We start from the raw sequence: 15,894 nt of genomic DNA on the forward strand, positions 1-15,894 counted from the left end.
CTGCCGTAATGATAACCTATGCGCTTTTAGTCGATGACCCATCCTTCTGATAACCGGGCTTATTTCTTCAAGATTGATACCACCATCAAGAAAATTCGTAATGCGCTGCAGAAGCAGTTCAACGATGCAGCCTTTGGTCTGACGGTCGATCAGTGGGTGGTTATCGATCACCTGTTTCGCAATCCGGGCATCAGTCAGAATACCCTCTCGGAACTGACGACCAAGGATGCACCTACGGTTACCCGCATTATTGACCTGCTCTGCCAGAAGGGTCTGACCGAACGGCGCATGGCCGACACCGACCGCCGAAAGTTTCTGGTGTATCTGACCGAAGCCGGCGAAGCAAAGCACGGCGAGGTGCTGCCGGTTGTATCGGCCATGCGCCGGAAGGGCTGGGGTAGTTTAAGCGATGAAGATTATCACCACCTCGTCCGGATTATGGATTCGATTTATCAGAATGTAAGCGAATGATTGCCAACCGGGGCTGGTTGTCAGCCCGGTTGACGTAAACACTAACTGACGGCCCGCGTTACTGACTCTATGTACGGAATCTTCAGTTACGACATTGCCAGCCCCCGCGTTGGCTTCAAACACCGCGATCATATTCTTGATCTGGAAGTGGTCGGCCTGTTAGGCTATTTCAGCGAGCTGAATCTCGATCCGGCCGTATTTGCCCGACCTACGCTGAACGACTTCATGAAGCTCGGTAAGCCTACCTGGCAGGCGGTGAACCACCGGATTAAAGACCTGCTTTCCAATGAAAACGTAGCGTTCGAGGGAGTTCACGACCAGGTGCTTATTCGTGAGTCGCGGGCGATGATGCACCTGCCGGTACGTATCGGTGATTACACCGATTTTTACGCGGGGATTCACCATGCCGAAAACGTCGGGCGGATGTTTCGGCCGGATGGCGAGCCGCTGCTGCCGAATTACAAACAGATGCCAGTAGCCTACCACGGTCGGGCGTCATCCATTGTTGTGTCAGGCACACCCATTCGTCGGCCGCAGGGCCAATTTATGCAGGGTGGCAAACTGACGTTCGGACCATCGCAGGCGCTTGATTTTGAGCTGGAGCTGGGACTCATTATTGGTAAAGAATCCAGGTTAGGCCAGCCCGTATCCATCGCCGACGCGGAAGACTATGTTTTCGGCCTTGTGCTGTTCAACGACTGGTCGGCGCGTGACATTCAGCGGTGGGAGTATCAGCCTTTGGGACCTTTTCTGGGTAAAAACTTTGGCTCATCCATGTCGGCCTGGGTGGTACCGTTTGAGGATTTACATCCGTTTCGCGTTGAAAGTCCGAGGCAAGAGCCAGCCCTGTTGCCCTACCTGCAATCGTCCCCAACGGAAGGCACTATCTCAAACCATTTTGATTTAACCCTCGAAGTGCTTCTGAATGATGTGGTTATCAGCCAGACGAATGCCCGGTATTTATATTGGAGCTTTGCGCAGATGATCGCCCACCATACCGTCAACGGCTGTAACCTGAACGTTGGCGATGTGCTGGCCTCCGGCACAATTTCAGGTACCGAACCCGGTTCGTATGGATCGCTGCTGGAGCTGAGCTGGAATGGCGAACGGCCGCTGGTGCTGCCGGGCGAGACTGCCGAGCCAGAGGGTAGAAAGCGAACATTTTTGCAGGACGGCGATACCGTTACGATGCGCGGCATTTCCATTAAACACGGCCATACCCTTAAGTTCGGCGAAGTAACCGGCACCATCCAGCCGTCAGCTCAATAAGTGATTTTTCGCCTTGACAACGTTCACTGGTGTCCGGGCGGCTCAATTTGTCGTTCACAATTATGAAAACCATTAACCCGGCCGACGTAACACAACTGGAATTTTATCGCTACCTGACCGGCGCCATTGGCCCGCGTCCGATAGCTTTCGCCAGCACGGTTGATGCCGTTGGGCGCGTGAATCTAAGTCCATTCAGCTTCTTTAACGTATTTGGGTCGAATCCGCCGACGCTGGTTTTTTCGCCGAACGTAAACCGGCTGGGGCAGCAGAAAAATACGCTCGATAACCTGCACGAAGTTGCCGAAGTGGTAATTAACATTGTCAGTTACGCAATGGTGGAGCAGGTTTCGCTCGCCAGCGCCGAATACGAAAAAGGCGTAAATGAATTTGTTAAAGCAGGGTTTACAGAGGCTCAGTCCGATCGGGTGCGACCACCGCGAGTAGCTGAATCGCCAGCCGCGTTTGAATGTATCGTCAAGCAGATCATCGCGACCGGCACGGGGCCGGGGGCCGCCAACCTGGTTATCTGTGAGGTAGTAACGGCCCACTTCCACGACGACATTTTCGGGGAAAACAACCTGATAGACCCCCGCAAGATTGACCTTATTGGCCGATTGGGCGCCGACTGGTACTGCCGGGCCAATGGCGATGCGCTGTTTGAAGTGGCCCGCCCGAAAGTAGGCATTGGCGTAGACGGCATTCCGGCCGACATTCGTAACAGCGCCATTTTGACGGGTAACGACTTGGGGAAATTAGGCAGCTTTCCCACCATGCCCACCCCTGAGGAAATCCGCCAGTATCAGGCGACGGGCATACTGAACGAGTTAGTTGACGAAGCCCATTACGGCTGCCAATACCTGCCCGATTTGCTGCATCTGCGAGCCAAACAACTGCTGACGGCCAACAACATTCGGGAAGCCTGGCTGACACTGCTCCAAACCAGCCTCATTGCCAATCCGGTTGAAGGTCATCGGCAATAAGGATTACGTTGAGCGCTCCCCTGTATTCGAACAAGCGTTACGTTTATCCGTTCTAAGGAGACAACAAACGCTACTCAAGAACATGAAATCCAACCGAGTAACCGCTCTCCTGCTCGTTGGCCTTATCCTAAATTACGGCTGCTCATCGCGTAACGACAGCACCGAAAAGGCAGAAAAAATCAATGCCGAACGTATTGATAAACAGGCCGTGGCCATCAGTAGCGATGCCAAAGATGAGGCCAAGGGCGTAACCAAAAACATGGTTGAACTGGCGAACAGCAGCCAGACCGAGTATGAACTGAGTAAACTAGCTGTTCAGAAGGCGAGTAATCCGCAGGTAAAGATTCTGGCCCGACAGATCATGACCGACCATCAGCAGGGAGACAGGGAACTCCAGAACCTGGCTAAGCTGATGAACGTGGTCTTGCCGGTTGGTTTATCGAATGACAGCAAAAATCAGGTGGGCCGATTAAGCGACATGCGCACCAGCACGGAGTTTGATCTCCAGTACCTCGACTACATGACCAGCGTGAACGACGACGCGCTCGATATTGCCGATGACCTCCGGGATGATGCCCCAACCGATGCCGTCAAGACCTACGCCAAAAAGGTGCTTAACAACGATAAGAAGCATAAAGAACAGGCAAAACAGCTCCGAAAGGCGCTGGATTAAGCAAAACAGAGCCAGTTCCGTTGTATGCATTTAGGTACTGGCTCTGCTAAAACCTAATAGCCACGAGCTGTATTGTCGGCCCTTGGATCAGAGGCTCCCTCGAAAGATCCGTCTGGCCGAACCAGCACGCAATCCATCCGACCCAGGGTATTGGTTAGCCGTTCCAGCACGTAACCGCGACTCTGCATGGCCTGAATCGTTGCGTCGGAGAAGGCTCCGTTCTCAAAAATCGTTTTATCAGGCAACCACTGGTGGTGAAACTTCAGCGCGTTGACCGCCTGCTGCATTGTCATCCCGTGCTCAATTACGTTTAGGATCGTCTGGTATACCGACGTAATAATCGTAGAGCCGCCCGGCGTTCCAACCACCATAAACAGCTTCCCATCCTTCTCCAGAATCGTCGGCGTCATGGACGACAGCATCCTCTTGTTGGGCGCGATGGCATTCGCCTGATTACCAATCAGTCCAAACATATTCGGTACGCCCGGCTTTACGCTGAAATCGTCCATCTCGTTGTTCATAAAGAACCCGGCTCCACCCACCACCACGCGGCTGCCGTAACCGCCGTTCAGCGTAGTGGTTATACTCACAGCGTTGCCTTCTTTGTCAACAACGGAGAAGTGGGTAGTTTCGAGACTCTCGTAGCCCGGAATCGTGCCACCCTTCACGGCCCGGCTGTCGGTGGCTTTGGCAAACGAAAAGTCGGTCCAGCGGGTGCGGAGGTAATCCGGGCTGATTAGTTTATCCACCGGCACATTCACAAAATCGGGATCACCCAGAAATTTGGCCCGGTCGGCATACACGCGCCGTTCGGCTTCAATCATGACCTGCGCGGTGCTGTCGCGGTTCCAGCCCCACCGACGTAATGGAAAGGGCTCGGTAAAGCGCATCAGCTGAATGAGCGCAACACCCCCGCTGGAGGTTGGCGGCATCGTAATGACGTTGTAATTTTTGTATTTCGCCTGAAGCGGATTACGCCAGACAGCGTGGTAATTTCGCAGATCCTCTTCGGTAATCAGTCCGCCCCCGCGCTGCATTTCTTCGGCTAACAGCCGCGCCGTTTCGCCTTCGTAGAAACCCGCCCGTCCCTGCGCCTGAATGCGCTGCAGCGTTTGGGCGAGATCGGCTTGCACTAGTATATCGCCTTTGTGCCAGGTTGTCGTATCGGTCGGGAGCAGGCTTTTCAGGAAATAAGGCTTGCCGGGATTAATGGTATTCAGGTCTGTTTTGATCCGGTTCAGGCCGAGGGCGTCGCGCACTGTCAGGGCAAATCCTTTCTGAGCCAGATCAACGGCCGGTTGCAGCACCTGCGCCCACGGCAGTTTCCCAAATCGTTTGTGCGCTTCAACCATCCCATCGACCGAGCCCGGTACGCCACTCGCCAGATGGCCGCTGATACTGAGGCCCGGCCGAACGTTACCCAGCGAGTCGAGATACATATTCTGCGTGGCCCGGCCGGGTGCTTTTTCGCGGTAGTCGAGCGTAAAAGCTTTTCCGGCATTGTCGCGGTAAACCATGAAACCGCCCCCGCCAATGTTGCCCGCGCCGGGATAGACCACCGCCAGAGCAAACTGAACCGCTACGGCCGCATCCACCGCATTACCACCGGCCTGCAGGATGGTCAGCCCGACCTGCGACGCTTCGGGATGCGCCGACGCCACCATGCCGTTCCGCCCGATTACGCCCTGCCGGTCGGAGAAGAACGGCTTTACGGTTGGGTCTTCGTCACGGTACTGATAAACCCCCTGACTTTGGCTGACTTTTGAATCGGCTGAGCCAGAGGGCGACTGTGTTTTACAGGACGCGATGGCTAGAGCGATGAAAAGAGAAGCCGAGTAAAGAGCAATGCGTTTTTCCATACGGACTTTCGGTTAGGCGGTTGTAATCCCCTAAACTACAAAATAGGTTTATCCGAACGACTCAGACAGTCAGAACATCGGAAGTATAGCTGCGGCACAGCCCATCTTTTATCGAAAAATGGTATTTTTCAACAAAAAAAGCCTATGCCTTATTTGACTACGAATGGCACTGAGTTGTACTACGAGTCAACCGGTACCGGGCCTGAAACAATTGTTTTCTCGCATGGGCTTCTCTGGAGCGGCCATATGTTTCACAGCCAGGTGGCCGCTCTGCGCAATCGCTACCGGGTTATTACGTATGACCATCGGGGACAGGGCCGCAGCCGCGTTACGCGGGAAGGCTACGACATGGATACGGTCTACGAGGATGTTGTCGGATTAATTGAGCAGTTAGGGGTTGGCCCGTGCCATTTTGCGGGGCTTTCGATGGGCGGCTTTATGGGCATGCGGCTGGCTGCCCGGCGACCCGACCTGATTAAATCACTCACATTGCTTGAAACCTCTGCCGATCCGGAACCGGCTGAAAATGTACCCAAATACCAGCGACTCTGTACGGTGGTAAAGTGGCTGGGGACCTGGCCGGTAGTAGACCCTGTGATGAAAATCATGTTTGGCAAAACCTTCCTGACCGACCCTAGCCGAGCCGCCGAACGCCAACACTGGATTGATCAGCTGAAACAGAACAAACGTACAATTGTCCGGGCGGTTCAGGGCGCCATTGATCGTAAGGGTGTGTTCGATGAGCTAAAAAACATTACAGCCCCTACGCTTGTCATTGTCGGCGACGAAGACGTAGCGACGGTACCAGCCAAAGCACAGCGGATTCACGACAACATTGCCGGTTCGCGGTTAGTGATTGTGCCGGGGGCCGGTCACTCGTCCAGCGTTGAGCAGCCAGAAGCCGTCAACGAGGCCATTACGTCGTTTCTGAAGTCAATTAACAGTTCGAACCGCTGACCAAACCAACCATTTATCCGGCCGTAGCCCATACTTGTCCGAAACTCTTTGGGGTTGGCCTTTGTAAATCGTTATTTTGTTAACCCTTTGTTTCTTCCATTCGACGGCTTTCGTAAGGTTGGTGAAAGCAAATCAGAACGCCATGCAATTTTTTCGTCAGGTCCTGGAGAGTTTTCGGTTCGCGTGGCAGGCCCTGCGTTCAAATCTGCTGCGTACGACGCTGTCGCTGCTGGGCGTAACGATCGGGATTTTTGCCATCATTGCCGTCTTCACCCTGGTCGATTCGCTGGAGCGAAATATCCGAACGAGTCTGTCGTTTATTGGCGACAAAGTAGTTTACCTCGACAAATGGCCCTGGACGTTCGGGACTGAATATCAATGGTGGAAATATTTTCAGCGGCCTGAGGTCAACTACACGGAGTATCGCTTCCTGAGCGAACGACTCGAAAATGCCCAGGCCGTAGTAGCCATGGACTTTAAAGGGCGGGTTACGGTCAAGCAGGGCAATAACAGCATGCTGGCCCTCATTCAGGGCACTACGTTCGATTACAATAAAATATCTGACGTACCCATTTCAGAAGGCCGGTACTTTACCCAGCAGGAAATTGATGTAGCCCGCAATGTCGCTATAATCGGGGCCGATGTAGTCGACAACCTGTTTCCCGGTCAGAATCCCATCGGCAAACCATTTAAGCTCAACGGCCTGAATTTCGTGGTTATTGGCGTTCAGGAGCGAAAAGGAGAAAGTCTGCTCAACGTGGGTGGTAATCCCGACGTTAAATGCCTGATTCCATACGGCGCGTTTGCCAAGATGTTCCATTCGCTAAACCCCAGTATAAACATCGCTATCAAGGGCTACAGCGATGACGAAGGCCTGCTCGAACTCGAAAGCGAGATTAGAGGACTGATGCGCACCCGGCGCGGATTACGGCCCACTCAGGACGACAATTTTGCCATTAACCGACCCGAAGCGGCCGCTAAAGCCATCAGCGGCATTTTCTCTGTATTGACAGTAGCAGGCTGGGTAATTGGTGGCTTTTCCATCCTGATCGGCGGTTTCGGGATAGCCAATATTATGTTCGTCAGCGTTAAGGAACGAACCAATATTATCGGTATTCAGAAATCGCTGGGCGCTAAAAATTATTTTATTCTTTTTCAGTTTCTGTTCGAAGCGGTTCTGCTAAGTCTGGTGGGTGGGCTGGCCGGTATTGTACTGGTCTATTTGCTGTCGTTCCTGCAGTTGGGCAGTTTGGAACTGCAGCTAACCGCCGATAATATTGCGCTTGGACTGGGCGTATCGAGCATTATCGGTATCCTGTCGGGTATTATTCCGGCCTTCTCGGCGGCCCGGCTCGACCCGGTCATTGCCATTCGGGCTAAATAATTCAGTTTCGGTAGTTGTCACGGGTCTGTTCTCCAGTGTCAGCGAACAATTCACGGGCCGCGCTGTTCCCTTTCTGGTTATATCTGAAAATTTTTGTCTATTTGAGCGTTCTTACCGCTACTAAACAACCAAGTTCCATGCGAGGGTTACTGTATTTCCTGTTGTTTTTATTAGTCGTTTTTGGCGTCTTATATATCCTGACCGGCTGGAGTTTCAGCGACGGCGAACGCGCCGGCACGGTTTCTAAATTCAGTCGCCGGGGGTATATTTTCAAAACTTACGAAGGCGTCCTGAACGTTGGTGGCTTCTCGGGCGAAACCGGTTCGCTGACGCCCCAGTACTTCGATTTCTCGGTGAAAGACGAGGCTGTTGCCAAACAAATTACCGAAGCCGTCAAAACCGGACAGCGGGTAACGCTCCATTATGAGGAGAAGATTCTGAAGTTACCCTGGAACGGCGAAACCAAATATTATATTACCAATGTCGAATTCATTGGCTCAACCCAGCGCCCTTATGGCGACGCTTCAGCTTACCCGGGGTATCAGCCCCAGGGCCAACCGCAGCAGGGTTACCAACAGCCCGGCTATCCACAACAGCAGAGTAATCCGCAGGGTGGATATCCCCAGCAGCCCGTTCAGCAACAGCCTATGACTGCCGATTCGACGTTATAGATCGCCTATATTAAACAATATGGTTGGCCATACGCTCCGGAGCGTATGGCCTTTTTATGGCCCGTCGAAATGAATGAATACCCGACCGTTTAGTTACTGATCCTTTGAGTTTTAGCTGTTGAATAGCAAACTTTATGCATCTCCTTGACCACTATTCATCATGCTTTCCGCCCTTCCCCAAAATTCACCGGAATCCAGCAGCGATTCCCATTTATCGCTCCGCATGGAGCAGTTCGCCAAACGATGGTACCGCTACCGTGTTCCTCTGCTACTGTTATCTATCCTGGTGGCCTCGGTTCTGCTTTTTCTGGAGTCTCCTTTCGGCGAGTACCATATCCATGCCTTAAGCCAAAAACTGGCCTTTAGCCATCAGTCACCTTTTCTTACTATTCAGTCCTGGAGCGCCAGCCAGCAGCAGCTGGCCCAGCTGGAGATTCTGATCGATAATGGATTCATCCTCATCTACGGTCTTACGCTGTTTACCTGGTGCGTTTTCTTTGCGCTTCACTCGCTGTTTGTTGTGGGTGCCGATGGCTCAGAGCTTCATACTCCAACCGCCCGGTTCATGAAGCGCATGGGGCTGATAATAGCCTTATTGGTACTAGTCGGAATGACCGCCGACTTCATCGAAAATATCATAATGAACACCTGGTTCTATAGCCAAGAGGATTCAGGTACGTCCGGGCTGCCCTGGCTCTGGACGATACTCATCATTCTAAAATTTTTTCCTGTCGTCGCGGCTGTCTGGTATATTCTGCTTCATCCGCTGGGTATACTCTACTCATTTATTGAGTTAGGTCCAGGCCAGAAAGAAGCTTATGCAATCAAACAGAATAGCATACAGACGTACGCCCAAACCCAGCAGCACTACATGGCGGAGGTTAAGCAGGCAACCCTGCTAAAGACGGCAAACCCCAATTTATCGCAACGCCTTAACGACCGGGGAAAGCCGCCCGGCGACCCGAAAAAACGACGATTTCATTGGCTCCTGGCCTTCTGGAGTAGTTTACTCGGGGTTCAGTTTCTGATTTACCTGCTCATTTTCATGGGCATCATCATCAATCTGGACCAGTTCGACGAAATCTTCTTTCTATGGCTGTCTACTAAGGGTAATTTGCAGATTGCAGGAACCGTGTTGTTTCTGCTTCTGACTCTGGTAGGCTTAGGCGCTATGCTTTACGTGACCAGCAAGATTTTACTGTACCTGAAACCGATCAAAGGCATAGCGCCCCCTACGCAATCGGTGAGTATATCGGCGAATACGCTGACCAACCACTTCTCCGACTACAGGTTTGTCCAGCTTTTACCCCTGGTTTTTGTCGCACTGCCTTTTGTGATTACGGGATGGGCGTTTGTTAGTAGTTATAGAGACCTGCCAGCCATCGAACGGGATACCCCATTGTATATTCTCCGATTTGTGCTGCTGATAATCGCGCTGATATTGACAGGTCTGGTTACGGTTTACCGCTTCTGGCGCAGTCACCGGCCGAACGAAGAAACCGAGATGCTGCTGTTCACTTCAACAACGCCTACCCGCGATTATGCCTTACTGGTACGTCTGATTCCCGGCAGCATGATCTTTGGCCAGGCCTTACTGAATATTCTGCTGCTCGTCTTCATTCCATCCGTAGGCCTGACGGTTGCGCAGCTTATTGGTTTACACGCCGTCTTGCTACTGTGGCTGTGTGCAGTAGCTTATCTGGGAACGCTCCTGATCCAGTTTAATAAACTCCCGCTTTATCCGCTTATTCTGATCGTAGTCCTGTATGCGCTGATAGTCTCTATGTTCAATGATAACAGCGCCATCCGGCAAACCCCTGATACAGCCGCCATCGTCAGCAGTCGCCCCACCTTTGAGAATTATTTCGATCGGTGGTATCGGGATCGAACAAAGAAACTGACAGACACATCCGAAATTCCGGTAGTGATCATTGCTGCGGAGGGAGGAGGTATCCGGGCTGCAGCCTGGACAGCCGCTTGTTTGTACCAGTTAGACAGTTTGATTCCGGATTTTAGCCGGTATGTTTTCGGCATTAGTGGCGTATCAGGTGGTAGTGTTGGCGCAGCGACCTATATTGCCCTACAGCGTGCCAATGCTGCCCGAGTTCATAATTTATCCTTGATAGGCGCTCAGTCAAGGGATATTGTGTCGCACGATCTGATTGCCCCTACGGTGGCTTCAATGCTGTTTCGGGGCGGTGTGCATAATCTTTCTCCTGCTCCTGTTTATGCACTGGACCGGAATCGGTGGCTCGAAGACGCCTGGGAGAAGGCGTTGTTTGATCATATACCAGACGAGAGGGAGGCAGTACGCCTGACACTGGAGAAGTCTTTTCTTACCTATTACGACTCACCGGCCGACAGTACCCGCTTTCCGCTTCTTTTTCTGAACTCGTCCGTCGCTGAAACCGGCCAGAAGGCTCTTTTATCACCGCTGAATTTGGGCAACCCGCCCCTGTCACCAACGAACAAACAGGCGTCCAACAGCCATTTTTACGATGTCGTTGATCTGTTCGCGGTCACCAGAGCCGACATACCGTTTAAAACCGCAACTTTCCTGTCTGCTCGTTTCCCATTCGTGACCAGCGGAGGACGGGTTGACGGTCAGTTGCCCAATATGAAATCAGTCTGCTTTCCGGCCTTTCACCTCATTGATGGCGGCTACGTTGAAAACACGGGTATCATGACTGCTATTCAGCTTATCCGGCGTCTGCAGCAGCTAAGCCAGCGGGACACGACCAGATACCGAGTCCGGTATTATCTGCTTTCATTGCACAACGGACAGGCTACTGATAATGCGGCAGCTAAATTAACCTTCCGGTTTCTGAGCGAACCACTAACCGGCTTCCTGAGCGCAGCCGGCCGACAGGGTTTCGCCCTGGATCAACTGGTTGCCTATACCCTCAAGAAACATTCCGATCCCTTAAACGACCAGCCAAATGACCTGCAGTTCACGTACATTAATTTTTCGCTCGACCGAACCAGAGGGCATCAATATCCCCTGGGCTGGTACTTATCACCAACGGCTGCCGATTCGTTGAACGCCACGGCCGCAAGGCAGTTGTGCTGTCTGTTAAACACACCACAAATGAAGTCCCTGGAGGCTTACATCGCCCGAAAATCGGGAACTGCGCAAACCCCACTTAACAGGTCTTGTAGCTGTAATTAAAAGTTGCATTTCTGCTCATTTCAGGCCGTTTTTTCAGACCCAAAAACCTCTTAACTATTTCCGGAAAGCGTTTGGTAATCCGAGCTTTTTTCGCTAATTTTATCTGTTTAAACAACCATCCTAACATGGCAAAATCAGATACGGCGCAAGCCACAGCATCTGCTAATGACAGCAAGTTAAAAGCCCTGCAAACCACCATTGAGAAACTAGATAAAGCGTTCGGTAAAGGTACCGTTATGCGCCTGAGCGAAAGCAAAGTTGTGGACGTTCCGGTTATCTCGACGGGTTCACTGGGGCTGGATCTCGCGCTGGGTATCGGCGGTATGCCACGCGGCCGCGTCGTCGAAATCTATGGTCCTGAATCATCGGGTAAAACCACGCTTACGATGCACTGCATCGCCGAAGCGCAGAAGGCGGGTGGTCTGGCAGCTTTTATTGATGCCGAGCACGCGTTTGACCGGGTGTACGCTGAAAAACTAGGTATTGATACCAAAAACCTGCTTATCTCGCAGCCCGATAACGGCGAGCAGGCTCTCGAAATCGCGGAGCACCTGATCAGCTCCGGCGCCATTGATATTATCGTTATTGACTCCGTGGCTGCTCTTGTGCCAAAAGCCGAGATTGAAGGCGAAATGGGCGAAAGCAAGATGGGTCTGCAGGCCCGTCTGATGTCGCAGGCTCTGCGGAAGCTGACCGGTACGATCAATAAAACCGGCTGCTGCTGCATTTTTATCAACCAGCTGCGCGAAAAGATCGGCGTCATGTTCGGTAACCCCGAAACGACGACGGGCGGTAACGCACTGAAGTTCTATTCGTCTGTTCGGTTAGACATCCGGCGCATTGGTCAGATTAAGGAAGGTGCCGACAACGTAGTAGGTAACCGCACAAAGGTGAAGGTTGTCAAGAACAAACTGGCGGCTCCCTTCAAAGTAGTTGAGTTTGACATCATGTATGGTCAGGGCATCTCAAAGGTAGGCGAAGTGCTTGATTTGGCCGTTGAGATGGACATCGTTAAGAAGTCGGGCTCCTGGTTCTCGTATGGTACCAGCCGTCTGGCGCAGGGCCGCGACGCTGTTAAAGAGCTGCTGCTCGATAATCCGGAACTGATGGCTGAGCTGGAAGGTAAAATCCGCGCGAAGATCAACGAAGACGAAAACGCCCTGCTCGATCCCATTGGTGCTACCGAAGATGACGACGAAGGCGAAATCGACGATTAATCAACAGTGCTGTTTCTTTCAGCATGAGAAGCGATGGCTGGTTTTCCGGTCATCGCTTTTTTATTTATACCAAAGCCAGACAGCCCCAACCTGCTCAGGTTGGGGCTGTCTGGCTTTGGTACAGAACAATGCTTACCGCTGTTCAATGGAAACAAACTCCCGCAGGGTCGGGCCGGTATAAATCTGGCGCGGACGACCAATCGGTTCTTTCTGCTCTCGCATCTCTTTCCACTGGGCAATCCAGCCCGGCAGACGGCCAATGGCAAACATCACCGTAAACATATTCGTTGGAATGCCCAGAGCTCGGTAGATGATACCCGAATAGAAATCAACGTTCGGGTAAAGCTTACGTTGCACGAAGTATTCGTCGTTCAGAGCGGCTTCTTCCAGTCCTTTCGCAATATCTAGCACCGGGTCGTTGACGCCCAGTTTTGCCAGTACGTCGTCGGCTGCTTTCTTGATAATCTTAGCGCGAGGGTCGAAGTTTTTATAGACCCGGTGCCCGAAGCCGAAAAGTCGGAAACCAGTTTGCTTCGCGTTTTTGGCCATATCAATATACTTCGAAACATCTCCGCCGTCGGCTTTTATATCTTCGAGCATCTCGATCACTTCCTGATTGGCGCCACCGTGCAGTGGGCCCCATAGGGCATTGATGCCTGCCGAAATCGACGAATAAATATTCGCGCGCGACGAGCCAACGAGCCGTACAGTCGAGGTCGAGCAGTTCTGCTCGTGATCGGCGTGCAGAATCAGGAGTACGTTCAGAGCCTCCGCCACAACCGGGTCCACCTGGTATTCGGCAACTGGCAGGGCAAACATCATATGCAGGAAGTTAGCCGTGTAGTTGAGGGTATTTTTCGGGTAATTGACCGGGTGACCCTGCGACTTTTTGAACGACCAGGTCGCTATTGTCGGTAGCTTGGCCAGAAGACGAATGATGTGCAGATCCGTTTTATCCTCAGCCCGTTCGTCATAGGAATCCGGGTAGAACGCGCTCATCGCACTTACCAGCGACGACAGAACGCCCATCGGATGCGCATTGACCGGGAAGCCTTCAAAAATCTTCCGCATGTCTTCGTTCACAATCGTATGGTGACGAATGGCATTCTCAAACTGGTCAAACTGACTTTTGGTGGGCAGTTCACCGTAAATGAGCAAATATGCCACTTCCAGAAACGACGCCTTAGCCGCTAAATCTTCGATGGAATAGCCCCGATAGCGCAGGATTCCTTCCTCGCCATCTAAAAAGGTGATGGCGCTCTGGGTTGCGCCGGTGTTTTTGTAGCCCCGGTCTAACGTAACATAGCCGGTTTGGTCACGGAGGTTAGAAATGTCGAAGGCTTTCTCATGTTCGCTTCCTTCAAGCGTTGGAAACGAAAACGATTTACCATCAACGGTTAGTTCAGCAGCGTTTGCCATACAAAAAATCAGGGTAGAGTATTCAGAAATAAGGAATTAGCGGCTTGTCGAGCGTCGGGGCGAAATTAGCCCAAAATCCCAAACGACGGGTGAAAACGAAAGAAAAAAGCCGCCTTACTTATGGATTAGGTTGTAACCCTTAGAAGACGCAATAAGTTTTATCCTACTGCCGGTAAAGAATTCCGCCCTTCAGCACTAGGCGAATACGCCGTATATCAGCTATTTCACGGACTGGATTGCCTTCAACCGCTACCAGATCGGCCAGTAAACCGGGCCGGATACGCCCCCGGTCGTTCAGATGAAAAACATCGGCGTTTACCGACGTAGCCGAACGCAGCACATCGAGCGGCTTCATACCGTAATCCACCATCATTTCCAGCTCGCGGGCGTTATCGCCGTGGGAAAATACCCCAACATCGCCCCCGGCGCAGATCGTTACGCCCGCGTCCAGCGCCTGTTTGAACGTAACCCGTTTTTGCCGAAGTCGTTCCGGCTCGGGCTCCTGTCCTTTTTTCCAGCCCCGGTACTGACTGACGGCGTCGCCAGCAGCCAGCGTTGGGCACAGGACAGTGCCGTGCTGCTTCATAAGTGCAAACACGTCGGGCGTTCCGGCATCGCCATGCTCAATGGTTTCGCAGCCGCCCAGTATTGCCCGACGCATACCTTCGGCCGTGCCCGCATGCGCTACCACGCCCCGTCCACTGCTGCGGGCCGTTTCGACAATCAGTCTGATTTCGTCAATAGAGAATGTCGGCCGGGCCTCGGCCATCAATCCCCAGCGGTAATCAGCGTAAATTTTTATGGCGTCGGCGCCTTTACCAATCTGCGTTCGAACGGCCCGAATGAGGGCGTCGTGCCCATCGGCCTCCTCGGCACCTTGCGGCACATTAATATCGGGACTGAATCCCTTGGGTGCATAGCTGCCGGTTGCAATCAGCGCCTTGGTCACGACGATCATGCGTGGTCCGGGAATGATGCCTTGATTAATGGCCTGCTTTAGTCCTACGTCGTCATATTCGGCTCCTTCCGTACCAAGGTCGCGAACGGTCGTAAAACCAGCCATCAGCGTTTTCTTCGCATGGACCGTAGCGCGCGCAACCCGTAACGACCGGGCTTCTTTCAGCACCTGATCATCCCAGGGTGTTTCGTTATAGGGATGTAGTAGCAGATGCGAGTGACCTTCGATCAGACCTGGCAGTAAGGTTGTGCCTTTCAGGTCTATCACTTCCGCTCCGTTTCCCGAAACGCTGGTCGCCGGACCGGCAGCTTCAATCCTCTCGCCTTTTACCCGTACAACCCAGCCTTCATGCACGGCTTCGCCATCAAATACGCGGTCGGGTTTAAGCAAATACGTGGTTTGTGCCATAACCGTACTTACCCAAAAAACCGCCCATAACGCTATCAAGTATCTCATCGGCGATTGGCTTTGGTTTGAAGAAGATCGAACAGACGCATACCAAAGACAAGCACCAGTAAGCCCGGAAGCAGGATAGCCCCAGCCCGGAAGCCCGCGCCGGTGAGTTTATAGACACCGCTATTGTATTGCGTAAAACTTTGAAACAGATAAAAAGCCGAAGCCGCTAGTAGGGCAACCGAACCGACAATGGCTACCGGCCGCCCAAGCCGACCTACGAGCCACGCAATCAACAGGCCAATACCCACCACAATTGCCACCGTACCCAAGGCTTTGGGGAACGTTTCGAGGTAGTCGTACTCAAAAAAGAACACCCCAGCCTGACCAATCAGATTGGGGTGCGCCAGCAGCCAGCCGTCCAGAACGACCAGCACGAGCAATAAAATATAAAAGAAAGGATTCCGCATAAAT

The 15,894-nt window shown here is 52.5% G+C and carries 13 protein-coding genes; 9 read left to right on the forward strand and 4 right to left on the reverse strand.

Annotation, left to right across the window (positions count from 1 at the left end; genetic code table 11):
* The first annotated feature begins 33 nt into the window (after positions 1–33).
* The 4 genes from HNV11_RS19375 to HNV11_RS19390 all read left to right on the forward strand — a co-directional run bounded on the left by HNV11_RS19375 (position 34) and on the right by HNV11_RS19390 (position 3,393).
* On the forward strand, positions 34–471 hold the full coding sequence (locus tag HNV11_RS19375; RefSeq protein WP_171741233.1) for a MarR family winged helix-turn-helix transcriptional regulator: 438 nt from the start codon (positions 34–36) through the stop codon (positions 469–471).
* A gap of 69 nt (positions 472–540) precedes the next feature.
* Positions 541–1,740 carry a fumarylacetoacetase gene (fahA, locus tag HNV11_RS19380; RefSeq protein ID WP_171741234.1) on the forward strand — a complete coding sequence of 400 codons (1,200 nt, stop codon included), beginning with the start codon at positions 541–543 and terminating at the stop codon, positions 1,738–1,740.
* A 62-nt stretch (positions 1,741–1,802) separates the two neighbouring features.
* Entirely contained in the window at positions 1,803–2,720 is a 918-nt protein-coding gene (locus tag HNV11_RS19385) for a flavin reductase family protein (RefSeq protein WP_171741235.1), read from the forward strand.
* Between the two features lie 82 nt (positions 2,721–2,802).
* Positions 2,803–3,393, forward strand: a complete 591-nt coding sequence (locus tag HNV11_RS19390) for a DUF4142 domain-containing protein (RefSeq protein ID WP_171741236.1) — start codon at positions 2,803–2,805, stop codon at positions 3,391–3,393.
* Positions 3,394–3,446: 53 nt separating this feature from the next.
* On the opposite strand, the gene ggt is transcribed toward HNV11_RS19390, so the two are convergent.
* A complete protein-coding gene (gene ggt / locus HNV11_RS19395; RefSeq protein WP_171741237.1) occupies positions 3,447–5,252 on the reverse strand; it encodes a gamma-glutamyltransferase in 1,806 nt (601 codons plus the stop codon).
* 144 nt (positions 5,253–5,396) lie between these two features.
* Here ggt and HNV11_RS19400 point away from each other — a divergent pair, with 144 nt between their 5' ends.
* From HNV11_RS19400 to recA, 5 genes are all read left to right on the forward strand, one after another.
* Positions 5,397–6,209 (forward strand): alpha/beta fold hydrolase, encoded by an 813-nt coding sequence (locus tag HNV11_RS19400; protein ID WP_171741238.1) that lies wholly within the window; start codon positions 5,397–5,399, stop codon positions 6,207–6,209.
* Positions 6,210–6,351: 142 nt separating this feature from the next.
* On the forward strand, positions 6,352–7,593 hold the full coding sequence (locus tag HNV11_RS19405) for an ABC transporter permease (protein WP_171741239.1): 1,242 nt from the start codon (positions 6,352–6,354) through the stop codon (positions 7,591–7,593).
* A gap of 137 nt (positions 7,594–7,730) precedes the next feature.
* Positions 7,731–8,264 (forward strand): hypothetical protein, encoded by a 534-nt coding sequence (locus HNV11_RS19410; protein ID WP_171741240.1) that lies wholly within the window; start codon positions 7,731–7,733, stop codon positions 8,262–8,264.
* Between the two features lie 160 nt (positions 8,265–8,424).
* Positions 8,425–11,433 (forward strand): patatin-like phospholipase family protein, encoded by a 3,009-nt coding sequence (locus HNV11_RS19415; RefSeq protein WP_171741241.1) that lies wholly within the window; start codon positions 8,425–8,427, stop codon positions 11,431–11,433.
* A gap of 125 nt (positions 11,434–11,558) precedes the next feature.
* Positions 11,559–12,650 (forward strand): recombinase RecA, encoded by a 1,092-nt coding sequence (gene recA / locus HNV11_RS19420; protein ID WP_171741242.1) that lies wholly within the window; start codon positions 11,559–11,561, stop codon positions 12,648–12,650.
* A 132-nt stretch (positions 12,651–12,782) separates the two neighbouring features.
* Here the strand turns inward: recA and HNV11_RS19425 are convergent, their stop codons facing one another.
* From HNV11_RS19425 to HNV11_RS19435, 3 genes are all read right to left on the reverse strand, one after another.
* On the reverse strand, positions 12,783–14,069 hold the full coding sequence (locus HNV11_RS19425; RefSeq protein WP_171741243.1) for a citrate synthase: 1,287 nt from the start codon (positions 14,067–14,069) through the stop codon (positions 12,783–12,785).
* Positions 14,070–14,232: 163 nt separating this feature from the next.
* The gene (locus HNV11_RS19430; protein ID WP_240163578.1) at positions 14,233–15,435 is read right to left on the reverse strand and encodes a metal-dependent hydrolase family protein; all 1,203 of its coding nucleotides are present in this window, start codon (positions 15,433–15,435) and stop codon (positions 14,233–14,235) included.
* A 44-nt stretch (positions 15,436–15,479) separates the two neighbouring features.
* On the reverse strand, positions 15,480–15,890 hold the full coding sequence (locus HNV11_RS19435; RefSeq protein ID WP_171741245.1) for a hypothetical protein: 411 nt from the start codon (positions 15,888–15,890) through the stop codon (positions 15,480–15,482).
* Positions 15,891–15,894 lie beyond the last annotated feature (4 nt).

It is taken from the genome of Spirosoma taeanense (assembly GCF_013127955.1).
Classification (GTDB): domain Bacteria; phylum Bacteroidota; class Bacteroidia; order Cytophagales; family Spirosomataceae; genus Spirosoma; species Spirosoma taeanense.